The following is a 23,245-nucleotide window of genomic DNA, read 5'->3' as shown; positions in this document are numbered from 1 at the left end:
TGGCGGGTGCAACAATCCGCACCTTCCGGCCGTCTGCATGATCGAAACGGCTTGCAGACCAGCCGACGAAAGGATGATGTCGATGCGAAATCCGATTCTGGTTCTATTGTGCTTCCTGCTGCTCCTGCCGATAACCGCCGGCTGCGGCGACGACGATCGCGGTGTTCGGACGGAGACGCTCGATCCTGCCGAAAAAGCGGAGGCTTCCGGCATCGTTGCCGGCATGGTCGGCCGGACGCCGGACTTCCAATCGAACCGCGCGATCGCCGAATGGACGCCGGACGGACGAGCCGCCATTCAGCGGCTCATGGACGACGTGCTGCCGACGCTGGCCGTCTCCGGCAAGCTGACGGACGGCGACGCAAAATCGATCGGCGATCACGTGTATGCGCGGTACGGGGATAACGAATTCGTCCTGTACGTGCCGGTTCAACGCAAAAACCCCGAACGGAGCATGATAGCTCAGATCGGGGGAGGCTGGTATGCCGTGACGGGCGGCAGGGGGCCGGTCGACCGGCTGCTGGAATGGGCGGCGTCGCAATCGATATTGAAGAACCGTTGATGAAAACAAGCAAGTGCGGTGCGGGCGTTCATCTCGGCTCGAGAAAAGCCCGCACCTCGTCCGGCAGCTTGCCGGACCGGTCGTCCTGCCGGTAGCAGCCCGCCGTTTCACACCGGATTCGGATGCGGACGGCGAACGGCGAGTCGGTGTAGACGACCGCGGAGTAATAGCTGGCTTGGGCGCCGGAGCCGATGCCGCGCTGCTCGGGCTCGGCGGCGGGGCTAACCAGCAGCCGGACGAGCGTCCCGGCCTCGTCGCCCTCGACCGTCCGATACGGCTCGACGGACGTTCCTTCCTCGCGGATCCAATCGACCTTCGCCGTCTTTCCGGGCTCGGGCTCGGCCCGTATCCGCTCGAGCATCCCGGCGTCGTCGCGGTTCGCGTACACTTTGTACCCGTTCGGATAACGGCCGTCCGCGACGACGACCGCCGCCTCGGCATCGACCCCGGTCAGCGACAGCAGCTTCGTCCCTTTATCCAAGTAAGCGGCGTCTCCGTCCTTCGACTTGTAATTCGCCCGCTTGACGTTCCCGTTCAGCATGTGCTTGACGCTGCCGACCTCCTGGCCGATGCGGGACGGATCGGCGACGACCGCCTCCCACTGCGCTTCGTACGTTCGTCCGTCCAACCGGACGAAGTCGACCCAATCGACGATGACTTGCGCACAGGCTGTCGCCGTGAGGGCGATTGCCGCCAGCGCCGATAGGACAAACGGAAGCCTTCTTCGTTTCCCGCCCAACCGGTCGTTCATCCGATCGTCCCCTCCTTCCTAATTTCCCGCTATCCGATTTGTACCGCGGCCTTTCGCGATCAAGCCGGCCGTTCTTCCGTTTGCGCCGCGCGGGCGGTTTGGATGAACAAGCCGGCGGCGAATGCGGCGAGCGACGTCCAGAAGCCGTACAGCAGCAAATGATGCATGCCGGTCATCGTATCCGGCGCACGCGTCAAGTAAGCGCCCATGATCGTCGTCCCTACCGCCGTTCCGATGTTGCGGGCGAAAAACTGCATCGACGTGGAGATTCCCCGCTGATGCTGGCCGACCAGCTCTTGCGCGCCGATCGTCGTCACCGTGAAGATGAGGCCGTAGGCCAATCCTTGGACGAACATCAGCGTGAACACGTAGACAAACCCGCTTCCCGCGTTCAGCAGGACGGCCATGACGCCGCAGCCGATCAGCAGCGCGTTGCCGATGACGAGCAGTCTGCGATAGCCGTACTTGACGACCCATTTGCCGGCCGGCACCGAGACGAACATCCACCCGATCGCCTGTCCGAGCAGCGGCAGCCCGCTCACGAACAGCTCGTGTCCGCGAACCTCCTGCATGAACAGCGGGATGTAGCTGGACGTGCCGAACAGCGAAGCGCACGCGATAAACGTGTTGGCGATCATCCACGTCACATTCCGTTTGCGGAACAAGCCGAGCGGGATGAGCGGAGAACGGTGCTTTCGCTCGTATGCGATGAAAGCCGCAAGCAGCGCCACGCCGGCCAAGGCGTAGACGACGACGCCTTTGTCCACGACGGTGAGCAGCAGCAGCAGGCTGATCGACGCGGTGAACAGCACCGCTCCCGCCACATCGACGGAGGCTCGCTTCGGCACATACGTTTCCTTGTACGGGATCAGCAATAGAATCGCCGCGATGCAGACCGGGACGTTGACGTAAAAAATCCAGCGCCAGCTCGCGAACTCGACGAACACCGCGCCGAGCAGGGGCGCGAGCACCGCGGATATGCCCCACATGCCCGAGAACAGCGCCTGCACCGTTCCCCGCTTCTCCACCGGGAACAAGTCGCCCGCGATAATGGACGGAAACGGATTCATGATTCCCGCCCCGATGCCTTGGACGGCGCGGAACAGAACGAGCTGAATCATCGTGTTCGCGCTGCCGCACAGCAGCGAGCCGATCAGGAACACGATCATGCCGGCGGCGAAAACTTTTTTTCGCCCGTACATGTCGGACAGCCGTCCGGCGATCGGCGTCAGCACGGTGGACGTAATCATGTAGGCGACGAAGCTCCAGGCGTACAGCTCGAAGCCGCCCAACTCTTTGACGATGTGCGGCACCGTCGTATTCGTAATCGTAGAATCGATCGAAGAAATCAAGACGGCCAGCACGATGCTGGTCATGACGAACCATCTGCTTCTCATGTTACACCCCGTTATCCGTTAGTCGGTTCGTCTACTCGAGCGGAATGGTCCGGTTCAGCGCTTTCCCGGCAAGCGCCCAACCTTCGGCGCAGGCGGGTTTGCGAACCGCCGGCTCGAAGCCGTAGTTCAAATACAGGCCGACCGCCTTCCAGCTCGTCGTCTGCGTCGTCAAGTACGCCCGGTCGTGGCCTTCCTCGGCCAGCGTCCGAAGCGCCTGCGCCAGCAGCGGCTTCGCCAGCTTCCGGCCTTGATGGTCCGGCACGACGGCCACCCAATGAATGCGGCCGGCCGTCGCCCCGTCCCATTGGCCGTACCATGCGGTCGTCGTACCGACCGGCACGCCGTCCCGATCGACGACGAACAGGCAGCGCCGCTCCATCTCGGCGACGTGGGGGCCGAACTCGTCCCGGAACCTCCGCAGCGCGTCGTCCGTCGTCTTGAATTCGCCGGCCGCCTGCTCGATTCGCGCCCAATGGCGCTCGTCGCCCGCCCGAAAACGCCGGATCGCGTACCCGTCGGGCCAAGCCGGCTGCGGAATATCGCGGAAATGCGGGCGGATCATGAACAGCTCCACGTACTTCGTATCGGCCGTCACTTCCGGTTCGCCCGAACCGGCCGCCCCGTCGGCTCCGTTCGGCTGGTGCTGCGCGCGGTCGCTCATCAACTATCGCTCTCCCTTCACGGCTCGTATATCATTTTCCGGGTCATGCCGCCGTCGATCGCCAAATTCGTGCCGGTCACGAAATCGTTGCCGGGATCGGCGAAATATCGGCACGCCCGTACGACGTCCTCCGGCGTGCCGACGCGTCCCGCCGGGTGTTGGCGGTGATCGACGTCGCGAAGCGCCTCGTAGTCGCCCGTCTCGATCCAGCCCGGACTGATGCAGTTGACCCGGATCCCGTCCGGTCCGAGCGAGACGGCAAGCGCGTGCGTCAGCGCGACGATCCCGCCCTTGGACGCGGCGTACGCCTCCGAATGCGGCTCGGACATCATCGCCCGCGTGGAGGCGATTTGGATGATCGCCCCTCCGCCGCCGCGCCGCATCACCTTCGCCGCCTCTCGTGCGCATAGGAACGAGCCGCGCAAATTCGTGCCCAGCACGTCGTCCCACTCGTCCGCCGTCAGCTCGTAAACCGGCTTCCAGCGCGAGACGCCGGCGTTGTTGATCAGCACGTCGATCGTGCCGTACGCTTCGACGGCCGCCTCCATCAGCCGGACGACGTCCGGCTCGCGGCGGACGTCCGTCCGCACGAAAATCGCCGAGCCGCCGGCTTCCCGGATGGCGGCCGCCTGCCGCTCGCCCGCTTCCGCGTCCAGCTCGGCTACGACGACGCCGTAACCTCGTGCCGCGAAATCCGCCGATACCGCTTTGCCGATCCCGCTGCCGGCGCCGGTCACAACCGCCACTTGTTTCATCGGGCTCATCCGAATCCCTTTCCTTTCCTTTCAAAATGACTCGATCCGCAGACGCGGCGCCGCCGTTTTGCTATACTGGTCGATAGCGGCACCTTTATTTTTCGCGTGATCGTCGCGACGAATACCCAAAGGAGTTGAGCATGGTGCGAGTGATGTACGAAGAAATGGCCGGCCGGTTCCGGTCCGTGCTGATGCGGAACGGCTTTACGCCGGATCGGGCGGAGCTGTGCGCCCGGCTGTTCGCGGAAGCGAGCCGGGACGGCGTCTATTCCCACGGCCTGAACCGGTTTCCTCTCTTTATCGAGTATATTCGCAAAGGGTACGTCCAAGCCGCGGCGGAGCCGGTAGCGCTGGAACGGCTGGGCGTGCTGGAGCGATGGGACGGCCGTTCCGGCCCGGGCAACTTGAATGCCCACTTCTCGATGGGGCGCGCGATCGAGCTGGCCAAGCTGCACGGCGTAGGCTGCGTCGCCATCCGCAACACGAACCATTGGATGCGCGCGGGCAGCTATGGCTGGCAAGCCGCCGAGCAGGGCTGCATCGGCCTATGCTGGACGAATACGATTCCGAACATGCCGCCGTGGGGCTCCATGGAGAACAAGCTCGGCAACAACCCGATCGTGTTCGCCGTCCCGCGGCCGGAAGGTCCGATCGTGCTCGATGTCGCCATGTCCCAATTCTCGTACGGGAAAATGGGCATCCACGCGCAAAGCGGCGAGCCGCTCACCGTGGACGGCGGCTTCGACCGCGACGGCAATCCGACGCGCGACGCGGCGGCCATACTCGAGACGAGACGGGCGATGCCGATCGGCTTCTGGAAAGGCTCCGGCTTGTCGTTCGCGCTCGATCTCATCGTCACGATGCTGTCCGGCGGCAACGCCGCGATGGATATGGGGCGTCTCGGCGTCGAACGCGATTTGTCGCAGGTGTTCATCGCCATCGACGCGGCCCGTCTTCCCGATCAAGAGGCGCTGCGCGACAAGGTGAACGCGATGATCGACGATCTGCACGCCGCGGCGCCGGACGAGCATGGCGGCCAACCGCGGTACCCGGGGGAAGGAACGGTTCGCATCCGCGAGCGCAACTTGCGCGAAGGCATCCCCGTCGACCCGGCGATTTGGCGGCGCGTGCTGGAGCTGGACGCCGACTGACGCGGCCTACATGTCAAGCGCCACGTCCCATCGGCCGAGCAGTCCGATCATGTTCATCAGCTCGTGATGGATCGGGATGACGAAGCGCATCGCGCCGAGCGAGAACAGTCCGCTCCGGTTATGGAGCGTCGCTTTTTTCACGAATACGTTGTAATGCGGCGTCCCGTCCCCCGCTTGGACGACCTCGTGGCTGGCGGTCTGCCTGCTGACGAGCCGGACTTGCGGGGACGGCTTCGTCTCGAACGGCGTAATGCTGACGATATCTTCCAAATTCAAGTAGTAGTTCACATGCGGCTTATGCAGCACGACTTCCTTCGTCGAGACGGTAATGCCGAAATGCGGCTTTTTATGCGACAGCTTCAATTCGCCTTCCAGCGGCTTCAGTTTGATGAAATCGGGATTCACGTCGATGCCCTCCTCTGCCGTGTTCGTATGCGAATGGCGTTGCCGACGCGCGAGATGCGCGAGATGCGCGATTGCCGATGTGTGGCCGGGTTCGTCGGCTAGCGCCATTGCAGCAGAACGGCGGATCGGTCGTCCGGTCGCATCCCCCGCTCCCGTTCGGCCGCTTCCACCCGCTCCACATACGTTTCGAAGCCTTCCTGCACGATTTGTTCCAACGTCGTCTCGAGCGGAACGCCGGGATGGAACATCCCGTCCGAAACGAGCAGCAGATCGGTCGGCTGCTCCGACGCCTGGACGAAGCCGGCGCGGATATGCTCGGCCGCCTCCTCCGTGCCGTTCGCGACGCCGTAGCCTTCCGGCGTGTTCGCCATGACGGACCGATTGTACGCGAGCACGTTGTACAGCTCCTCGTAATGGCTCTCGTCCTCGACGGGCAGCCCTCGTTCACGGTCGGCCGCGCGCTTCGCCTTCGCCCTGGCGCTGACGCCGTTCACCCGGTTTTCGGTCAAAACGCGCACGCTCCCGTCGGCGAACTTCGCCACGATCATGCAATCGCCGGTTTGGGCGAAGCGAACGCCTTCCTCCGTCACGTGCGCGACCGCAAGACATGACGCCCACAGCTCGTGCTTCCGCGACAAATCGATCCCCGCATCGACCATCGCCTCCCGCAAAGCCCGATTGGCCGCCCGCACCTCCTCGAGCAAGCTTCCGGAGCCGTCCGGTCGTTCCAAGTACGCTTTCAAGATATTCGAAGCCAAATAGGCGCCGTTATGGCCGTTCGCGTCCCGATAGTCGGCGATCGGAGTCACGCCGTCCATGACGCCGTAGAAGCCGCGGTGCGGGTTAAGCGCCAGCGCGTCTTCCCCTTCGCTTTTTTGCGGACTCGGCTTCGAATAATGTCGGATTTGCATAGGCATGCTTGCTTCTTCTCCTTCCGCCAGCGGAATTCGCTTTAGTCGCGATCGGCAAAAAAACGATGCTCGGCCGTAAACGTCCCGCCCCGAATCGTGAGAATACCGTACGAATAGAGCGGCTGCCGCCTCTTGTCCGTGGGCGAGCCCGGGTTGAACAGCGTCGTGCCCCCGACCTGCTCAAGCAGCGGAACGTGCGAGTGGCCGAAAACGATCACGTCGGGCGGCAGCTCCTCGCGGAAGGCGAACAGCGCCCGCTCCGGCGTCGTGCGACCCGGGCCTTCATGGCCGTGCACGAGTCCGACCCGGACACCGTCGAGATCGAGCGTTTTTCGAGCGCCGAACCGACTCACGATGTCCCCGCCGTCGCCGTTGCCGTACACGCCCTCGATCGGCGCGAGCTGCGCCAGCTCCTCGCAGACGTCGGACGACACCCAATCGCCCGCGTGCAGGATGAGATCCGCTCCCTTCAGCCCTTCGACGAGGGCGGACGGCAGCTTGCGGGCACGTGCCGGCATATGCGTATCGGATACGACTCCGACGATCATTCCCTTCCCCTCCCGTCTTGCTCCGTATACCGCTTCAACCGTTTGAAAATATCGACGATTTCGCCGGTTCTCATGCGGACGAGGCCGCTGGACGACGGCGCGACGAATTCGACGACGCCCGGTACGACCGGTTCCGGCTGCTCGCCCCAGTCGACGTCCTTCCGTCCGCTGTACTGCTCGTAGACGCCTTTGCCGACGAAACAGGCGACCTTCGGCCGGTACGTCGCGATCTTGTCGATCAGCCGCAGACGGCCGGCTTTGTATTCGTCCTTCGTAATTTCGGCCGCCGTCTTCGTCGGACGGTCGACGATATTCGTGAAGCCGTAGCCGAGACGGAGCAGCTCGCCGTCTTCCTCCGGCTTATATTTGCGCGGAGTCAGTCCGGCTTCGTGCAGAATGGTCCAAAACCGGTTGTTCGGATTCGCGTAATGATGTCCCGTCTCGCCGGACCGCACGCTCGGGTTGAAGCCGACGAACAGGACGGAGAGGCCGTAGTCGAGATGGTCGGGAATCGGATTCAATCGCCTTCCTCCTCCTTCGGTCCGATTGACGAACGCGCATTCGCATGCGTGCCGACGATGTCCATCCATTATACCATACGTTCCGGTCGATAGGGACCTTTCCGGCGCGCCGAACGACTTCCGTCATATCGTGAACGGACGCGCCCAACCCGGCCGAACCGCCCCTTCGATGCTCCGTTAGGCGAGACCATCTCCCCACTGTTCGCCGGACATTCTCCGCAAACACACATGACGCCGCCCCGCATACACTGAAATACGTAGCTTGTAACCCCTTTTATGGAGGTGTTCCGCGCATGGACGTCTCGCTCGTTTCGCTGCATTGGGTTTATTTGGCGTTCGTCGTGCTCATCATCGGCTTCATGGTGATGCGCCGCGATACGACCGCCGTCTGCGTCGTCGGCATAACGGCGCTCGGCTTGCTGGCGACCGAATCGGTCAGCCACTCGGTCGGCGGCCTGTTCGCCAGTTTCATTTATGCCATCAAGGAATTGATCGGAACGATCCTCGTCATCTCGCTCATCGTCGCGCTCAGCAAAATTATGATCCGTACCGGCATCAACGAATTGATGATTTCCCCGGTAGCCCGGCTCATTCGTTCTCCGGCGCTCGCCTATTGGGTCATCGGGATCGTCATGATGGTCATCTCGTGGTTTTTTTGGCCGTCCCCCGCCGTCGCGCTCGTGGGCGCGGTGCTGCTCCCCGTGGCGATCCGCGCCGGATTGCCCGCTCTCGGGGTCGCGGTCTCGATGAACCTGTTCGGACACGGCATCGCGCTGTCGAGCGACTTCGTCATTCAAGGAGCGCCGAAGCTGACCGCCGACGCGGCGGGCATTCCGGTATCCGACGTTATCGGCGCCAGCGTCCCGCTCGTGCTCGTCATGGGCGCCGTGACGACCGTCGTCGCCTACTGGTACATGCGGCGCGACATGAAAGCGGGCCGGCTCACGATGGCGACCGGCCGAGCCGCGCCTACGGCGGCCGATTCGGTCGCGGGCGCCGCATCGTTCCCGCCCGCGAATCCGCTTCCGATGACGGTGCGGCGAATCGCGGCGATCGCCATTCCGCTCCTGTTCGCCCTCGACATCGTCGCCATGTTCCGTCTGAACTTGCAGGGCGGCGATGCGACCGCGCTCATCGGCGGAACCGCGCTGCTCATCATGCTCGTCCTGTCGCTCGTATCGCACCGCAAAGACGGTCTCGAGCGCACGACGTCGTACTTGATCGAAGGATTTTTGTTCGGCTTCAAAGTGTTCGGACCGGTCATCCCGATCGCCGCCTTCTTTTACTTGGGCGACGCCGCCTTCGTCGATATTTTCGGGAAGGTGCTGCCCGAAGGATCGCACGGCATCGTCAACGACCTCGGCCTCGCCCTCGCGCAGTCCGTGCCGATCAATACCGGCGTTAGCGCCGTGACCCTGACGACGGTCGGCGCGATAACCGGACTCGACGGCTCCGGCTTCTCCGGCATATCGCTCGCCGGCTCCATCGCCCACCTGTTCGCCGCGGCGATCGGCTCCGGCATCGCCACGTTGACGGCGCTCGGACAAATCGCCGGCATCTGGGTCGGCGGCGGGACGCTCGTGCCGTGGGCGCTTATCCCGGCGGCCGCTATATGCGGCGTCGACCCGTTCGAGCTTGCCCGGCGCAACTTGAAGCCGGTCATCATCGGCCTCGTCGTGACGACGATCGTCGCCATGTTCCTGATCTGACCGAGAAAGCTCCGGCCCGCGTCGGAGCTTTCGTCCGTTTCTCCTCGATGTCGATCAGCCTCGCTCGAGCGATTCGCGGCGGATTTTGTCCAGCAGGGCGCCGCAGCCGGCGTCGACCAGGTCGTACACTTCCTCGAAATTGCCCGTATAATAGGGATCCGGTACGTCGTTGAGCTTCTTCTCGGGGACGAAATCGAGCAGCCGGTACAGCTTCGCTTCCGACCCGTCCCCCCGTTCCGCCGCCATCTCGCGCAAGTTGGACAAGTTGCTGCCGTCCATCGCGACGATATAGTCGAACTCGGCCAAATCATCCTTCGTCACTTGTCGCGCCGTCATGCCTTGCCAATCGATGCGTTTGCGGTCGAGCAGCCGACGCGTTCCTTCGTGCGGCGGGCGTCCGACGTGCCAATCGCCCGTACCGGCGGAATCGACGCGGATCCGGCCGTCCAGCCCCGCCTCCTTCACCTTGTGGCGAAACACCGCCTCCGCCATCGGCGAGCGGCAAATGTTGCCCAAACATACGAATAATACCCGAATCACGTTCGAAACGCCTCCCATTCTTTTAGATCCATGATTATGCGGTCAGGTGCACGGGCTTTTCCAACCTCTCTCGTCCGACCGTTGAAATAAAAAAGGCCGACGCCCCGCGACCGAATGCCGTCGCGAAGCATCGTACCTCCTTTCTCCGAATACGGCGCCGCCGTTTCGTTCATTCGCTGCAATTGCCCGTGGAAACGTCGGCCGTTCCTTCTTCCACCTGAATTTTTTCCGAAACGGTATCGCGAATGACTCCTACGACGAGCTGGAGCAAGTAGTTGATATCCTCCTGCGCCTGCTTGAACTGGGAGACGATCGGATATGCGTCCAGCTTGTCCTGCAGCTCTTCGATTTCGCCGTTGATTTTGTCGACCATTTTCCGGTTCTGGAACGTCTCGAACGCGACGGCTTCCTTTTGCCGTTTCTTGATCAGCTTGATCAGCTCTTGAATCTCCGCGTTGCCCTGCACCTGCTTCTCCGCCTGCCGGTAAAAACGGACTTCGTCCGACGTCGAGAGGAGTCCGGCCAACTCCTTCGCCTTCTCCATAATATCTTCGCGTACGATCAATTCGGTAGCGGTATACCGCTCCATATTGTCGTGAATGTCGCATGTGTGACCGTGACCGTGTCCATGGTCGTGATCGTGGGCGTGCGCCCCTTGTCCTGCTGCCATCTCCGCTCACCCCTACCCTCTTCATCGCTTTGTATGTGGTTTTGCCTTACACGACGCGCGCCGCGTCCTCCGCCACCAGCTCGCCCTTCAGTACCCACGTCTGAGGCTCGGTAATCGTCACGTGAACGAAACGTCCGGCCAGCTCCTTCGGTCCGCGGAAATGAACGAGCTTGTTCGTGCGCGTCCGGCCGGACAGCACGTCCGGGTTCGTTTTGCTTTCGCCTTCGACGAGCACTTCGACCGTCTGGCCGCGCAGCTGCTCGTTTTTCTCCCGGCTGATCTGGTTCAGCAGCTCGTTCAGTCGGGTCAGACGCTCCTTCTTCACCTGCTCGGGCACGTTATCCTCCATGTCGGCGGCCGGCGTGCCGTCGCGCGGCGAGTAAATGAACGTAAAGGCGGAATCGTACCGCACTTCGCGTACGAGCGACATGGTCTCCTCAAACTGCTCGTCCGTCTCGCCCGGGAAGCCGACGATAATATCCGTCGTCAGCATGACGTCCGGAATGGCCCGCTTGATTTTGCCGACCAACTCGAGGTACAGCTCGCGCGAATATTTGCGGCTCATCCGCTTCAGCACCTCGGTGCTGCCGGACTGGACAGGCAGATGGATATGCTCCACGAGATTGCCCCGCTTCGCCAGCACCTCGATCAGATGGTCGTCGAAATCGCGCGGATGCGACGTCGTGAATCGGATGCGAGGCACGTCGATTTTGCGGACGTCGTCCATCAAGTCCGCGAACGAATAGTCGATATCGTCGAAATCTTTGCCGTAGGCGTTGACGTTTTGGCCGAGAAGCGTAATTTCCTTGAACCCTTTGCGCGCCAAATCGCGAATTTCGGCCAACACGTCCTGCGGACGGCGGCTCCGCTCCTTGCCTCGCGTATACGGGACGATACAGTACGTGCAAAACTTGTCGCACCCGTACATGATGTTGACCCAAGCCTTCATCCCTTCGCGCTTCTTCGGCAAATTCTCGATGATGTCGCCTTCCTTGGACCACACCTCGACGACCATCTCTTTGCCGTAGTACGCTTCCTTGATCAATACCGGCAGCCGATGGATGTTGTGCGTGCCGAAGATGATATCGACGAAGGCATGCTTCTGCATGATCCGATTGACGACCGACTCCTCCTGCGACATGCAGCCGCAGACGCCGAGAAGGAGCGAAGGCTTCTCCTGCTTCAGCGATTTCAGGTGACCCAGCTCGCCGAACACTTTATCTTCGGCGTTTTCCCGGATGGCGCACGTATTGAGCAGGATGACGTCGGCTTCCAGCTTGTCCTCCGTCGGCTCGTACCCCATCTCCTCGAGCATCCCCATCATCACTTCGGTGTCGTGCTCGTTCATCTGGCAGCCGAACGTGCGGATCAAATACTTCCGTCCTTTGCCGATCGTCTTCATGTCGTCCGGAATGGCCGATTCGTACCGGACCTGGACGTCTTCCTTGCCCCGCTTCTTCGCCTCTTTCAACGAAGGCGGTTGGAAATATATCGAATAGTCCTTATCGGACTTCGCTTGCTTCGTGCCCGAAATCGTCGAATCCTTGTTCAATTCGTCACTTCCTCCCTGCATTCAGTCATTATTCAATTATACCATCGATCCGCCCCTTCTGACAAAAAAAATCGGCACGGAGCCAGAATCCCCATTCCGTACCGAGAAAAGGGATCCGCACGCCGCGCCCCCCTTACGCGTCCACGATTTCCGCGCGGCCGCCGGTCGCGACACCCGCCGCGTTCGCTTCGTCCGTATCGATATGCAGGTCCAAGGCGAAATCGTCCGAGACGCGCGCGATGACGTCCTCGAATACGAGCGGCCGCTCGCCGTGGACCCGTACCTTCAATAGCTGCTTGTCCGCGATGCCCCAGGCGGCCGCCTCCTTCGTCTGAAAGTGAATGTGGCGGGCGGCGACGATGACGCCCCGTTCCAAGGCGACTTCCCCCGCCGGTCCGATCACCGTCATCCCGGGCGTACCCTCGATGTTGCCCGATTCCCGCACCGGCGCATCGACGCCGAGCTGGAACGCGTCCGTGCGCGATATTTCGATTTGCGACGCTCGCCGCGCCGGACCGAGGATGCGCACTTTATCGAATCTTCCCTTCGGGCCGACGATCGCCACCGTCTCTTCGGCCGCGAACTGCCCCGGCTGCGATAGCGGCTTTAACGGCTTCAGCTCGTACCCCACCCCGAACAAAATGTCGATATGTTCTCTCGTCAAATGAATATGGCGTGCGGACACGCCGACCGGAACGATTTTCGCATTCATCGTGCTGTCTCCTTCCTTATCAACCGCATCAAGTCGATCTGGTGCTTAGTATCGGTATGTATGGCCTCGTCTATAAGTTTACCACGGATATGACGAAAGACATGTGAGTCGCATCACATGTCTTTCGCATCGAACTATTATTTGAATTCGGCAACGAGCTTTTCGAATTCGGCTTCGGTAATTTTCATGTTTTGCTTCGCGAGCGCCTCCGGCTTGAAGCCCGGAACCATCTCTTCGTAGCTTTGCTTTTCTTTGTTCTGGTAAATGATACCGGTGAGCATGCCGTTCGTTTCCATGATCTTCGTCATCGCCATCACCCGGTCGTTCGGGTTATAGTCCGGAATTTCGTCGAGGTCGACGATGTTTTCCTTAAACCACTCGTACGTGTTGAACTTGTTGAACGTGACGCACGGGCTGAAGATGTTGATGAACGAAAACCCTTTATGCTTCATGCCTTCCTCGATCACCGTCGTCAGCTGCTTCAGGTTGCTCGAGAACGACTGCGCGACGAACGTGGCGCCGGCGGCCAAAGCCATTTCGAGCGGAGCGAGCTCGGACTCGATGGAGCCTTGCGGCGTATACTTCGCATTGACGAACCCTTTCGCGCTGCGCGGGGAGTTTTGCCCTTTCGTCAGCCCGTAAATTTGGTTGTCCATGACGATGTAGCTCATGTCGATGTTGCGGCGAATCGCGTGAACCGTATGGCCGAGACCGATGGCGAAGCCGTCACCGTCGCCGCCGGAGGCGATGACCGTCAGCTCGCGGTTGGCCATTTTCAGCCCTTGCGCGATCGGCAGCGAACGGCCGTGAATGCCGTGGAAGCCGTAGCAGTTAATGTAACCCGAAATACGTCCGGAGCAGCCGATACCGGATACGACAGCCAAGTTTTCAGGCTCCAACCCGACGTTGGCGGCCGCGCGCTGGATGGCGGCTTGTACGGCGAAGTCGCCGCAGCCCGGGCACCAGTTCGGTTTTACGTTGTTTCTGAAATCTTTTAATGTCGCCATCTTATTTCAGCCCCTTGCAGTAGTTATGAATTTCAGAAGGCAAGAACGGAGTTCCGTCGTATTTCAGCATGCTGACGATTTTGTCGTGTCCGACGTGAAGCTTGATTTGGTCTGCCAATTGTCCGGTGGCGTTGTTCTCGACGACGACGACTTTTTTCGCCTTCGCGATTTGCGCGGCCACTTCTTCGGCCGGGAACGGATGGATCAGGCGGACGGTCGCATGGTTCGACGTGATGCCGTCTTTCTCCAGACGCGCTCTCGCCTCGTCGATCGTGCCTCCGGTCGAGCCCATGCCGATGATGAGCAGATCGGCGTTGTCGTGCGGCGCGTCGGCGACGATCGCGTTGGCCAGCTTCAAGTTTTTCAGCTTGGACAGACGCTTATCCATCATTTTTTGACGGTTGATCGGGCTTTCCGACGGACGTCCCGTCTCGTCGTGCTCGACGCCGGTCACGTGGTGCAGGCCGCCCTTTTCGCCCGGCAGTACGCGCGGGGAAATGCCGTTTTCCGTAAACTCGTAACGCTTGAACAGCTTGCCGTCCTCGAGCGCCGGCACATCGGTGACAAGGTTGCCGCGGTCGATGACGATTTTATTGTAATCGAGCAGCTCGGACGACTGCTTCCCGAGCGACAGCTGCAGGTCGGTCATGATGATAACCGGGCATTGGAATTTCTCGGCCAGGTTGAACGCTTCGATCGTGTCGTAGAAGCATTCTTCCACGGTGCTCGGCGCGATGACGATTTTCGGAATCTCGCCGTGCGTGCCGTAGACGAGCGCGTTCAAGTCGGATTGCTCCTGCTTCGTCGGAAGACCGGTGCTCGGTCCGCCGCGCTGGGTGTCGACGATGACGACCGGCGTTTCGGTCATGCCGGCGAGGCCGATCGCTTCCATCATGAGCGATAAGCCGGGACCCGCGGATGCGGTCAAAGCGCGTACGCCGCCGTAGTTGGCGCCGATGGCCATCGTGACGGCCGCGATTTCGTCCTCGGTTTGGATAACGGTTCCGCCGAATTTCGGCAGACGCTTGATCAAATATTCCATAATCTCGGAAGCCGGCGTGATCGGATACGCGGGCATGAAGCGGCATCCCGCCGCGATTGCGCCGAGACCGATGGCGTCGTTCCCGATGATGAACAGCTTTTGCTTGCCGTCCGCTTCGGCCAGCTTGAAATCTTCCAGCGGCCCGCCGGCGAGCTCGATGACGAAGTCGGCGGCACGCTTGACCGCTTCGAGGTTTTTCTCGACGACGGCCGGACCTTTGCGGCCGAACTCTTCTTCTACGGCTTTGTTGAACACTTCGAGCGGCAAGCCGAGCAGCGCCCACGAAGCGCCGGAAGCCGCCATATTTTTAAACAGCGCCGTTCCCAGCTCTTCGGCGATAGCCGTAATCGGCACCGGGAACAGTCGTGCGTCGATTCCTTCAGGCAGTACCGGATTGAATTTCGCGTCCGCGACGACGACGCCGCCTTTGCGAAGCTCATGCGCGTTCAAGTCGATCGTCTCTTGGTCGAAGGCGACCAAAATGTCCAGGTCGTCGGAAATCGCCCGCATCGGCTTCGTGCTGATCCGGATCTTGTTGTTCGTGTGTCCTCCCTTAATCCGGGAAGAGAAATGTCTATACCCGTACAGATAGTAGCCAAGACGATTCAAGGCGGTGGAGAAAATGCGGTCCGTACTTTCGACGCCTTCCCCTTGCTGCCCCCCGACTTTCCACGACAATTGCTCGATCACAACGTCCACTCCTTTGAACTGTGTACCTGGAGACGATTTTCGGAACGTATATTCCGCGTTTCCCGGTTATTTTGTAAGCGCTAAACCGTTAACAATTCCTTATCATCCGTTAAGATTTTATGCCTTTGGACAGGAAAAAGCAAGCGAAATGCGAGAAATTAAACATAGCTTTTTTAGATCGAAATCAATCTCCAAAATAGATTGATTATTTCAGTTGCATTCTGTTTTCGGCAGCTCCGACACAAAAAATTCATACCAGTTCCGGTACAGGACGCGCTCGGTCTGCTCGTCCGTCAACCGTTTCGCGAGCGCTTCCGCCAGTTTTTCGTAGCCGGTAGGGTCTTCGAGCCCTTCCACCTTCGAGCCGATGCCGTCGAAATCGGAGCCGAGTCCGACAGCCCGGTCTCCGCCCCATTCAAGAGCGGTTTCGATATGTCGGACGACGTCGTCGATCGCGGCCGGTCCGTCCGTCCTCAAAAACGGCGGAAAAAAGTTGATTCCGATGACGCCGCCGCGGCTCGCAATGCAGCGAATCTGCTCCCGATTCAAATTGCGCGGATGGCCGCACAGCTCCAGCACGTTCGAATGCGACGCGACGAACGGCCGCTCGCTCCGTTCCGCCACTTCCCAGAAGCCGCGCTCGGCCAGGTGCGATACATCGATTATGATGCCCATCGCATTGCATTCGGCAACTAGCCGGCGCCCTTTCAACGTCAACGCCCCGTTACGCGGCTCCAGCACGCCGTCCGCGGCCCAATTCGCGTAGTTCCATGTCAGCCCCAGGCAGCGCACGCCGAGGTCGTAGGCGGCGCGCAGCCGCTCCATGCTGCCGGCGAGCGCGTCCGCGCCTTCCATCGTCAGCATCGCGCCCGGCGTTCCGCCGGCGGCCGCTCGGGTCAAATCTTCCGACGTCCGCACAAGCGCCATTCCGGCCTGTCCGACGACCTTGTCCCGGAACAGCTCGGCCGAATGCAGCACGTGCTTGAACCCCGGCTCGTCCACCCGCTCCGGTATCCAGATGGCGAACAGCTGCATCAGGACGCCCGCCTGCCGAAGCTTTGGCATCGTCACGTCGAGCGACGGGTCGTTCCCGGCAAAGTCGAGCGTCGGCTCGAGCAGCAGCTTGCCGAGCACGTCGCAATGCGCATCGATAATGGTCATGGGATCCGCTCCCTTCCGATTTTCTCCTTCATTCGTTCTATTCGTTCAATCCAGCAAAAAAAGCTCCTTGCGGGGAGCTTTCATCCGGGTGGTAAAGTCATGGAAATCAACCGTTCCTTACCGAGGTTCCACGATCAGCTTGATGGCCGTACGATCTTCACCGTCGATGACGATGTCCGTAAACGCCGGAATGCAGATCAGGTCGACCCCGCTCGGTGCTACGAATCCTCGTGCGATCGCTACTGCTTTGATAGCTTGATTCAGTGCACCTGCGCCAATGGCTTGCAGCTCGGCCGCCCCGCGTTCGCGCAAAACGCCGGCCAATGCACCAGCTACGGAGTTTGGATTGGACTTTGCTGAAACTTTTAATACTTCCATGGCAAGACCTCCTCGGGAATGATGGATGAATTCCACTACTACCCTATTCGCGCATGCCGCAAATAATTCCTTCTTCCCGGAGGCCTGCCCCGCACAATATTTCGAAAGTTTCTGTCAATTCGCGCAATTTGGCAATTTCAGTAGGAATCGGCTTATCGACCCATCAAGCACCGTTCCACGCCATCTATTCGAAAACCGCTTCCGTTTCGAATCGCCGGATCAATTCGATCCGCTTCGCGAGCCCCGTATCGTTGTCGACGTCGACGACGACCGCGTGGAACTGCCACTTCCCTTCGTCCGCGGTAAATCGGACGGGCAGCTGTGTCCGGAACTTGTGCAGCACCGCCTCGCGCTCCATGCCGAGCACGCCGTCTCTCGCTCCGGTCATGCCGACGTCGGTGACGTAGGCGGTCCCTTGCGGCAGCACCCGTTCATCGTGCGTCTGCACATGCGTATGCGTGCCGACGACGGCGGACACTTTGCCGTCCAAATGCCAGCCCATCGCGATTTTCTCGGACGTCGCCTCGGCGTGAAAGTCGACGAAAACATACTTATGCTTTTTCTTTAGCTTGTCCAGGATCGAATCGATCGTCTGAAACGGACAGTCGAGAGGCGGGAGAAACGAGCGGCCCATGACGTTGACGATGACCAGCTCCTTGCCGTCGCGGTTTTTCAACACGGCGTAGCCGTTCCCCGGCGTACCCGGCGGGTAGTTGGCCGGACGGACCATCCGGTCGTCCTCGTCGATGAAGTTGAAGATGTCTTTGTTGTCCCACGTATGGTTGCCCATCGTAATGCCGTGCACGCCTTGCTCGTACAGCTCCTTGGCGATCTGCGCCGTAATGCCGCGTCCGCCGGCCGAATTTTCGCCGTTGACGACGATGAAGGCGGGGTCGTACTTTTTTTTCAGCTCGGGCAGCATCGCCTTGACCGCGCGACGGCCGGAGCCTCCGACGATATCGCCGATAAACAAAATCCGAATGGAAATCTCCTCCTCGTTGGCAAAAGAAAGGAGAAGTGGCCGACAGAAGGCCACTTCTCGCAATCGTTCGATCGTATGATTCGTTTCTTTACTTCGCGTACTCGACTGCGCGGGTTTCCCGGATGACCGTCACTTTGATGTGGCCCGGATAGTCGAGCTCGCTCTCGATCTTCTTCGTAATGTCGCGCGCCAAACGGAACGCTTCGGTATCGTCGATTTTCTCCGGCTGCACCATGACGCGTACTTCGCGGCCCGCCTGGATGGCGTACGACTTCTCGACGCCCTCGAACGATTCGGTAATCTCCTCGAGCTTCTCGAGCCGTTTGATGTACGTCTCCAGCGTTTCGCGACGCGCGCCCGGCCTTGCGGCGGACAATGCATCCGCGGCTCCGACGAGCATGGCGATGACCGAAGTCGCTTCGCAATCGCCGTGGTGAGAAGCGATCGAGTTGACGACGACCGGATGCTCCTTGTACTTCTTGGCGATTTCGACGCCGATCTCGACGTGGGAGCCCTCGACTTCGTGGTCAAGCGCTTTGCCGATATCGTGAAGCAGTCCGGCACGTTTCGCCAACGTGACGTCCTCTCCGAGCTCGCCGGCCATCAGTCCCGTCAAGTAAGCGACTTCCATCGAGTGCTTGAGCACGTTTTGGCCGTAGCTCGTCCGGAACTTCAACCGGCCCAATATTTTGATCAGGTCCGGATGCAATCCGTGAACGCCGGTTTCGAACGTCGCCTGCTCGCCGTACTCGCGAATCCGCTCGTCGACTTCCTTGCGCGACTTCTCGACCATCTCTTCGATGCGCGCGGGATGGATCCGGCCGTCGGCCACCAGCTTCTCGAGCGATGTCCGGGCGATTTCCCGGCGAATCGGATCGAAGCCGGACAGGATGACCGCCTCCGGCGTATCGTCGATGATCAGGTCGATGCCGGTCAACGTCTCGAGCGCCCGGATGTTCCGGCCCTCGCGGCCGATGATGCGGCCTTTCATCTCTTCGTTCGGCAGGGCGACGACGGAGACCGTCGTCTCGGCCACATGGTCCGCTGCGCATCGCTGGATCGCCAGCGTAATGACTTCGCGGGCCCGCTTCTCGGCCTCTTCCTTCGCCTGATTCTCGATGTCCTTGATCATTTGCGCCGTCTCGTGGCGAACTTCCTGCTCGACGGAGGACAGAATGATATGCTTCGCTTCGTCCATCGTCAGCCCCGAAATCCGCTCCAGCTCGGCGACTTGACTGCGGTACAGCTGATCGATCTGGGCTTGCGTTTCTTCGATTCGTTTCTCTTTGTTGGCGACCTGCTCTTCTTTACGCTCCAGAGATTCCAATTTTTTATCCAGCGTTTCCTCTTTTTGCAACAATCGTCTTTCTTGCCGTTGAGTTTCATTCCGACGTTCACGAATGTCTTTTTCAGCTTCGGCGCGAAGTTTATGAATCTCGTCCTTCGCTTCCAGCACCGCTTCCTTCTTCTGCGCGTCGGCCTCTTTCTTGGCCGATTCGATCAGCTGACGGGCAGCTTCTTCGGCGCTGGAAATTTTCGCCTCGGCGAGGGACTTGCGGATAAAATAACCAATCCCAAAGCATATTGCGCCAACAACGAGAACGATCACGATCCAGATGAAGAGCTCCATCTTGTTCACCTCCTCGTTGAAGCCTCCAAGGGGTTAGCTTGGGATATTCGGTTTTTTATTCCGATTCACTTTCCAGTTCATGAAAACCCCGGCTATCGCCCGGTAAAACGGCACGCATTCCGCGGACTTCCGCCGTAATCGTCGGCGGCGAAATCCTGCATAAAAGGAAAAAAAGGCGAAATCCGGCGAAAACGCGTGTACAACCCCATTTTATCTTTTGCAAAAGAGGCTTGTCAAGCAACAACAAATGCATGCGTAAAACGTTTTCACGACGTCAGCCGGTCGACGACCATCGCCGCCGCTCCGACGGCCAGGGCGTCGTCGGACAGCTTGCCGCGCGAAAACGTGACGGGATACGTCGGGTAATATAACGTGTTTTTCAAAGCGACCTGCGTGCTGATCTGATAAAACAGCTCGTTGCTCGTTATGAGCGGGCCGCCCAAAATGACCTTCTCGGGATGCAAAATATTAAGCAAATTGGACAGGCCGATGCCGAAATAAGTAGCCGCTTGCGTAAACAGCTCGGTCACGAGCCGGTCGTCGGCCGACAACGCCTTGAGCAAATGATGGAAGCCGACGTCGTCCGGGCGATCGACCCAGTCGGTCAGCACGCTGCGTCTCCCCTGCTTCAGCTTGGCGGCGGCCTGCTTCTCGAGCACGGGGATCGAAACGAACGATTCGAGGCAGCCGAACACGTGCGGCCGTTCCGGGTGCGGCGGTCCGTCGGTCTGGATGATCATGTGCCCGACCGAGCCTTCCATATCGACGGCGCCGTACACAAGCTGGCCGTTCGACATCATCGCGGAACGGAGGCCGACGCCGGCGCGGACGTAGAGCAAGTGGCGATATTGCTGAGAGCCGGCCCAATATTCGGCGAGAAGCGCCGTATTCGCGCCGTTGTCAAGCAGAACGGGAACGCCCAGCATTCGCTCGAGCTTCGGTCCGATCGGCACTTGACTCCATCCCTCTGCGGGAAAATAAAGCGGGTTCAGCATCGTACCGTTCGTCCGGTCGACCGGTCCGACGGCTCCGATGCCGATCCCGAGCAGACGTCCCCGATCGAGGCCATGCTTCGCGATCATCTTGTTCGCGGCCGCCTCGATCTCTTGCAGCAGCCGATCGGGCGTCATCCGTTCCGTCATTTGCCACGACGCGGAATCGATTTTCTCCAGCTGCAGATCGCACAGGACGAGCCGGGTCGACGCGCGCGATACGTCCAACCCGAGTACGTAGCCGCGATCGTGCTTGAGCCGATACAAGAGCGGTCTTCGTCCGCCGGACGATTCGCCCAAGCCGCTTTCCTCAATCCAGCCCGACGTGGCCAGCTCTTCGAGCATCCGCGTCAGCGTGCTGGACGTCAGCCCGCTCATTTCAAGCAGGTCGAATTTCGATACGACGCCCCTGCGCCGGATTTCGGCGAAAATAGGCTTCGCCTTCCGGTTCGGGATCCAATCTTCCAAATTAGGCATACAACGCGACACCCACCAGACCGGAAACCGCAATCACCGCCAACGGATGGACGCGATAGCGCATCAGGGCGAGAAACGCTCCGGCGAATATGGCGAGGAAGCAAGCCGTTTTCCAATCGAACGCGAACGCGGCGCCTCCCGTCATCAGCATCCGGTAAGCCGCGTATAAAATGAGAGCCGCCACGATCGGCCGCAAGCCGTAAAACGCCGATTCCACCGTCGGATGATGATGGAATTTGGCGAACAGCAAGCCTACGACGATAACGATCAAGAGCGACGGCAGCGTCATGGCGATCGCGGAAACGGCCGCGCCGAGCCAACCGTCCGCTTCGTAACCGACCATAATGGCGGTATTCGTAGCGATCGGGCCCGGCGATGCACCCGCTACCGCAATCATATCAGAAAACGATTCCGCGTTCATCCATCCGCGCGAAATCGCCTCATGCTCGATTACCGGTATCATCGAGTAACCGCCGCCCACCGAGACGAAACCGATCATCAAAAACGTGGCGAACAGTTCCCAAAGCATGGCGAAACGCCTCCCGGCATTAGATTCCTTCTCCGATGAAATAGTCGGGGTCGGTATAATACGTTTGGGGCCGGCTCGTCTCGTATCCGTGCCTGTGCCGCCAGCCGCCGATCAGAACGCCCGCGATCGCGCCAAGCACGATGACGGCGATCGGGGATACGAGCTTCTGCAGCAGGACGAACGCGCCGACGAGGGCGATCGCCGCCGTCGGTTTGTCGGTGATCGACGTTCGGGATATGCGGTAACCCGCGTAGACGATCATGGCGATGACGGCGGGCTTCATCCCTTGAAGCGCGGCCGCCACTTTCGCGTTATCCTGGAACGCGAGCAGCAACGCGGCCAAACCGATGACAATCAGAAAGGTGGGGAGCATCATGCCGAGCACGGCCGCAATCGCTCCGCCGACGCCGGCGACGCGGAAGCCGACGAACGATGCGGCATTCAGCGCGACCGCCCCGGGAACCGTCTGGGAGACGGCCAGCACGTCCGTTATATCTTCCTGCTCGATCCACCGGCGCTTCTGTACCGCTTCGCGCTCGAGCACCGGTATCATCGCATAACCGCCGCCGAACGTAATCGGAGCGATGCGACAAAACGTCCAGAAAATCGGCCATAACCGTCTCCATCGCGTTCCGAGCTTCTCCATCCCCATCGTCCCTCTCGTCATGTCTCTATTTGTAGTATAAACGACTTTCTTTCATTTTGGAATAAAGATATTCGTTTATTTCCTATTTCCCGAAAAATGGAGCACTGAACGGCGTGGAACAACTTCCATTACGAATACCTTTCATTCATTTTGAAATAATTCCATGTTTTCTGATCCGAAATCATCTTTTTCTTACCAAACGACCGACGAGCGGTGCAATCTCGAAATCGTCGTTATGATCGGCGGCGTGCGCTTCTTCTTTCGCCTTCGTGATTGAACGGATTTAGCTTCCCCACTGTCCGTACGATTCCTTTCGAAAACAGCGAAGAACCGCAATGAAAATTGCGGTTCTTCGCTTCGCTTGGCAACGTCCTACTCTCCCAGGACCCTGCGGTCCAAGTACCATCGGCGCTGGAGGGCTTAACGGTCGTGTTCGGGATGGGAACGCGTGGATCCCCTCCGCCATCATCACCAAACGAATTGCATTATACAGGCTCAATCGGGGCTCCCCGCAAAGTATTCGGATTAACGTCGAAGCTAATCGTCACTTTGGGGGTCCTCTTGCGCCCTGAAAACCGGATGCGAAAGAATTGAGTTTGAAGCTGGATCGAGTTACCCGGAATGGGTCTTCCGGGCCCCCTCGCAAAGTAATCGGTGCTGCTGCGAAGCATCACGTCACTTTGTGGGGGGTTTGAGGATAAGCCCTCGACCGATTAGTATTCGTCAGCTGCACGCCTTACGGCGCTTCCACCCCGAACCTATCAACCTGGTCGTCTACCAGGGGTCTTACGAATTGGGAAATCTCATCTTGAGGGGGGCTTCACGCTTAGATGCTTTCAGCGCTTATCCCGACCGTACGTAGCTAC

24 protein-coding genes and 2 rRNA genes are annotated in these 23,245 nt (G+C 60.1%); 3 read left to right on the top strand and 23 right to left on the bottom strand.

Features of this window, described 5'->3' with window-relative positions; all coding sequences use genetic code 11:
• Nucleotides 1-82 precede the first annotated feature (82 nt).
• Complete coding sequence (locus DLM86_RS06740; protein ID WP_110839229.1) at nt 83-562, top strand: hypothetical protein; 480 nt, start codon at nt 83-85, stop codon at nt 560-562.
• Nucleotides 563-590: 28 nt separating this feature from the next.
• On the opposite strand, the gene DLM86_RS06735 is transcribed toward DLM86_RS06740, so the two are convergent.
• Genes DLM86_RS06735 through DLM86_RS06720 form a run of 4 tightly spaced genes read right to left on the bottom strand, consistent with a single transcriptional unit; the run spans nt 591 to nt 4,135 of the window.
• Nucleotides 591-1,313 (bottom strand): hypothetical protein, encoded by a 723-nt coding sequence (locus DLM86_RS06735; RefSeq protein WP_110839228.1) that lies wholly within the window; start codon nt 1,311-1,313, stop codon nt 591-593.
• Between the two features lie 59 nt (nt 1,314-1,372).
• Entirely contained in the window at nt 1,373-2,710 is a 1,338-nt protein-coding gene (locus DLM86_RS06730; RefSeq protein ID WP_110839227.1) for an MFS transporter, read from the bottom strand.
• A gap of 31 nt (nt 2,711-2,741) precedes the next feature.
• Nucleotides 2,742-3,371: a GNAT family N-acetyltransferase gene (locus tag DLM86_RS06725; protein ID WP_245954386.1), complete on the bottom strand. Its 630-nt coding sequence runs from the start codon at nt 3,369-3,371 to the stop codon at nt 2,742-2,744.
• A 17-nt stretch (nt 3,372-3,388) separates the two neighbouring features.
• Nucleotides 3,389-4,135 carry a glucose 1-dehydrogenase gene (locus tag DLM86_RS06720; RefSeq protein ID WP_110839226.1) on the bottom strand — a complete coding sequence of 249 codons (747 nt, stop codon included), beginning with the start codon at nt 4,133-4,135 and terminating at the stop codon, nt 3,389-3,391.
• A gap of 131 nt (nt 4,136-4,266) precedes the next feature.
• On the opposite strand from DLM86_RS06720, the gene yiaK reads away from it, so the two are divergent.
• Complete coding sequence (yiaK, locus tag DLM86_RS06715) at nt 4,267-5,277, top strand: 3-dehydro-L-gulonate 2-dehydrogenase (RefSeq protein ID WP_211326491.1); 1,011 nt, start codon at nt 4,267-4,269, stop codon at nt 5,275-5,277.
• Nucleotides 5,278-5,283: 6 nt separating this feature from the next.
• On the opposite strand, the gene DLM86_RS06710 is transcribed toward yiaK, so the two are convergent.
• The 4 genes from DLM86_RS06710 to DLM86_RS06695 all read right to left on the bottom strand — a co-directional run bounded on the left by DLM86_RS06710 (nt 5,284) and on the right by DLM86_RS06695 (nt 7,662).
• Nucleotides 5,284-5,682 carry a hypothetical protein gene (locus DLM86_RS06710; protein ID WP_110839747.1) on the bottom strand — a complete coding sequence of 133 codons (399 nt, stop codon included), beginning with the start codon at nt 5,680-5,682 and terminating at the stop codon, nt 5,284-5,286.
• A gap of 98 nt (nt 5,683-5,780) precedes the next feature.
• A complete protein-coding gene (locus DLM86_RS06705) occupies nt 5,781-6,599 on the bottom strand; it encodes a protein phosphatase 2C domain-containing protein (RefSeq protein ID WP_110839225.1) in 819 nt (272 codons plus the stop codon).
• 35 nt (nt 6,600-6,634) lie between these two features.
• Nucleotides 6,635-7,141, bottom strand: a complete 507-nt coding sequence (locus DLM86_RS06700) for a metallophosphoesterase family protein (protein WP_110839224.1) — start codon at nt 7,139-7,141, stop codon at nt 6,635-6,637.
• Entirely contained in the window at nt 7,138-7,662 is a 525-nt protein-coding gene (locus tag DLM86_RS06695; RefSeq protein ID WP_110839223.1) for a mismatch-specific DNA-glycosylase, read from the bottom strand. The genes DLM86_RS06700 and DLM86_RS06695 overlap by 4 nt, the downstream gene beginning before the upstream one ends.
• Before the next feature lie 293 nt (nt 7,663-7,955).
• On the opposite strand from DLM86_RS06695, the gene DLM86_RS06690 reads away from it, so the two are divergent.
• Nucleotides 7,956-9,371 (top strand): hypothetical protein, encoded by a 1,416-nt coding sequence (locus tag DLM86_RS06690; protein ID WP_110839222.1) that lies wholly within the window; start codon nt 7,956-7,958, stop codon nt 9,369-9,371.
• Nucleotides 9,372-9,425: 54 nt separating this feature from the next.
• Here DLM86_RS06690 and DLM86_RS06685 read toward each other — a convergent pair whose 3' ends face one another.
• The 15 genes from DLM86_RS06685 to DLM86_RS06610 all read right to left on the bottom strand — a co-directional run.
• Nucleotides 9,426-9,911 (bottom strand): low molecular weight protein-tyrosine-phosphatase, encoded by a 486-nt coding sequence (locus tag DLM86_RS06685; RefSeq protein ID WP_110839746.1) that lies wholly within the window; start codon nt 9,909-9,911, stop codon nt 9,426-9,428.
• A 169-nt stretch (nt 9,912-10,080) separates the two neighbouring features.
• On the bottom strand, nt 10,081-10,500 hold the full coding sequence (locus tag DLM86_RS06680) for a YlbF/YmcA family competence regulator (protein ID WP_110839221.1): 420 nt from the start codon (nt 10,498-10,500) through the stop codon (nt 10,081-10,083).
• Nucleotides 10,501-10,627: 127 nt separating this feature from the next.
• Nucleotides 10,628-12,154 carry a tRNA (N6-isopentenyl adenosine(37)-C2)-methylthiotransferase MiaB gene (gene miaB / locus DLM86_RS06675; protein WP_110839220.1) on the bottom strand — a complete coding sequence of 509 codons (1,527 nt, stop codon included), beginning with the start codon at nt 12,152-12,154 and terminating at the stop codon, nt 10,628-10,630.
• A gap of 112 nt (nt 12,155-12,266) precedes the next feature.
• The gene (pduL, locus tag DLM86_RS06670) at nt 12,267-12,845 is read right to left on the bottom strand and encodes a phosphate propanoyltransferase (protein ID WP_110839219.1); all 579 of its coding nucleotides are present in this window, start codon (nt 12,843-12,845) and stop codon (nt 12,267-12,269) included.
• Nucleotides 12,846-12,982: 137 nt separating this feature from the next.
• Complete coding sequence (locus DLM86_RS06665; protein WP_110839218.1) at nt 12,983-13,852, bottom strand: 2-oxoacid:ferredoxin oxidoreductase subunit beta; 870 nt, start codon at nt 13,850-13,852, stop codon at nt 12,983-12,985.
• A 1-nt stretch (nt 13,853) separates the two neighbouring features.
• A complete protein-coding gene (locus tag DLM86_RS06660) occupies nt 13,854-15,584 on the bottom strand; it encodes a 2-oxoacid:acceptor oxidoreductase subunit alpha (RefSeq protein WP_110839217.1) in 1,731 nt (576 codons plus the stop codon).
• Nucleotides 15,585-15,794: 210 nt separating this feature from the next.
• Nucleotides 15,795-16,745, bottom strand: coding sequence for a dipeptidase (locus DLM86_RS06655; protein WP_110839216.1), 951 nt, complete (start codon nt 16,743-16,745; stop codon nt 15,795-15,797).
• Between the two features lie 117 nt (nt 16,746-16,862).
• Nucleotides 16,863-17,123 carry a stage V sporulation protein S gene (locus DLM86_RS06650; protein ID WP_006286829.1) on the bottom strand — a complete coding sequence of 87 codons (261 nt, stop codon included), beginning with the start codon at nt 17,121-17,123 and terminating at the stop codon, nt 16,863-16,865.
• Nucleotides 17,124-17,307: 184 nt separating this feature from the next.
• The gene (locus DLM86_RS06645) at nt 17,308-18,105 is read right to left on the bottom strand and encodes a TIGR00282 family metallophosphoesterase (RefSeq protein WP_110839745.1); all 798 of its coding nucleotides are present in this window, start codon (nt 18,103-18,105) and stop codon (nt 17,308-17,310) included.
• 88 nt (nt 18,106-18,193) lie between these two features.
• Nucleotides 18,194-19,735: a ribonuclease Y gene (gene rny, locus DLM86_RS06640; RefSeq protein ID WP_110839215.1), complete on the bottom strand. Its 1,542-nt coding sequence runs from the start codon at nt 19,733-19,735 to the stop codon at nt 18,194-18,196.
• A gap of 266 nt (nt 19,736-20,001) precedes the next feature.
• Entirely contained in the window at nt 20,002-21,204 is a 1,203-nt protein-coding gene (locus tag DLM86_RS06630) for an ROK family protein (RefSeq protein ID WP_110839213.1), read from the bottom strand.
• Complete coding sequence (locus DLM86_RS06625) at nt 21,197-21,733, bottom strand: chromate transporter (RefSeq protein ID WP_110839212.1); 537 nt, start codon at nt 21,731-21,733, stop codon at nt 21,197-21,199. Before DLM86_RS06625 ends, DLM86_RS06630 begins: the two co-directional genes overlap by 8 nt.
• Before the next feature lie 19 nt (nt 21,734-21,752).
• Nucleotides 21,753-22,379 carry a chromate transporter gene (locus DLM86_RS06620; protein WP_158289362.1) on the bottom strand — a complete coding sequence of 209 codons (627 nt, stop codon included), beginning with the start codon at nt 22,377-22,379 and terminating at the stop codon, nt 21,753-21,755.
• A 359-nt stretch (nt 22,380-22,738) separates the two neighbouring features.
• A 5S ribosomal RNA gene (gene rrf / locus DLM86_RS06615) occupies nt 22,739-22,855 on the bottom strand.
• Nucleotides 22,856-23,072: 217 nt separating this feature from the next.
• Nucleotides 23,073-23,245 (bottom strand): 23S ribosomal RNA (locus DLM86_RS06610); the annotation flags it as partial.

It is taken from the genome of Paenibacillus flagellatus, from assembly GCF_003217775.1.
GTDB lineage: Bacteria > Bacillota > Bacilli > Paenibacillales > NBRC-103111 > Paenibacillus_AB > Paenibacillus_AB flagellatus.
Note: the sequence above shows the minus strand (reverse complement) of the source record. Positions and strands in the feature narration are given on the sequence as shown.

Coding starts and splice junctions, on each gene's coding strand:
- DLM86_RS06630 (WP_110839213.1), bottom strand. CDS start 21,204: ATGCCTAATTTGGAAGATTGGATCCCGAACCGGAAGGCGAAGCCTATT.
- DLM86_RS06680 (WP_110839221.1), bottom strand. CDS start 10,500: ATGGAGCGGTATACCGCTACCGAATTGATCGTACGCGAAGATATTATG.
- rny (WP_110839215.1), bottom strand. CDS start 19,735: ATGGAGCTCTTCATCTGGATCGTGATCGTTCTCGTTGTTGGCGCAATA.
- DLM86_RS06620 (WP_158289362.1), bottom strand. CDS start 22,379: ATGGAGAAGCTCGGAACGCGATGGAGACGGTTATGGCCGATTTTCTGG.
- DLM86_RS06730 (WP_110839227.1), bottom strand. CDS start 2,710: ATGAGAAGCAGATGGTTCGTCATGACCAGCATCGTGCTGGCCGTCTTG.
- DLM86_RS06625 (WP_110839212.1), bottom strand. CDS start 21,733: ATGCTTTGGGAACTGTTCGCCACGTTTTTGATGATCGGTTTCGTCTCG.
- pduL (WP_110839219.1), bottom strand. CDS start 12,845: ATGAATGCGAAAATCGTTCCGGTCGGCGTGTCCGCACGCCATATTCAT.
- yiaK (WP_211326491.1), top strand. CDS start 4,267: ATGGTGCGAGTGATGTACGAAGAAATGGCCGGCCGGTTCCGGTCCGTG.
- DLM86_RS06665 (WP_110839218.1), bottom strand. CDS start 13,852: ATGGCGACATTAAAAGATTTCAGAAACAACGTAAAACCGAACTGGTGC.
- DLM86_RS06650 (WP_006286829.1), bottom strand. CDS start 17,123: ATGGAAGTATTAAAAGTTTCAGCAAAGTCCAATCCAAACTCCGTAGCT.
- DLM86_RS06735 (WP_110839228.1), bottom strand. CDS start 1,313: ATGAACGACCGGTTGGGCGGGAAACGAAGAAGGCTTCCGTTTGTCCTA.
- DLM86_RS06655 (WP_110839216.1), bottom strand. CDS start 16,745: ATGACCATTATCGATGCGCATTGCGACGTGCTCGGCAAGCTGCTGCTC.
- miaB (WP_110839220.1), bottom strand. CDS start 12,154: ATGCAGGGAGGAAGTGACGAATTGAACAAGGATTCGACGATTTCGGGC.
- DLM86_RS06700 (WP_110839224.1), bottom strand. CDS start 7,141: ATGATCGTCGGAGTCGTATCCGATACGCATATGCCGGCACGTGCCCGC.
- DLM86_RS06720 (WP_110839226.1), bottom strand. CDS start 4,135: ATGAGCCCGATGAAACAAGTGGCGGTTGTGACCGGCGCCGGCAGCGGG.
- DLM86_RS06725 (WP_245954386.1), bottom strand. CDS start 3,371: ATGAGCGACCGCGCGCAGCACCAGCCGAACGGAGCCGACGGGGCGGCC.
- DLM86_RS06705 (WP_110839225.1), bottom strand. CDS start 6,599: ATGCCTATGCAAATCCGACATTATTCGAAGCCGAGTCCGCAAAAAAGC.
- DLM86_RS06690 (WP_110839222.1), top strand. CDS start 7,956: ATGGACGTCTCGCTCGTTTCGCTGCATTGGGTTTATTTGGCGTTCGTC.
- DLM86_RS06740 (WP_110839229.1), top strand. CDS start 83: ATGCGAAATCCGATTCTGGTTCTATTGTGCTTCCTGCTGCTCCTGCCG.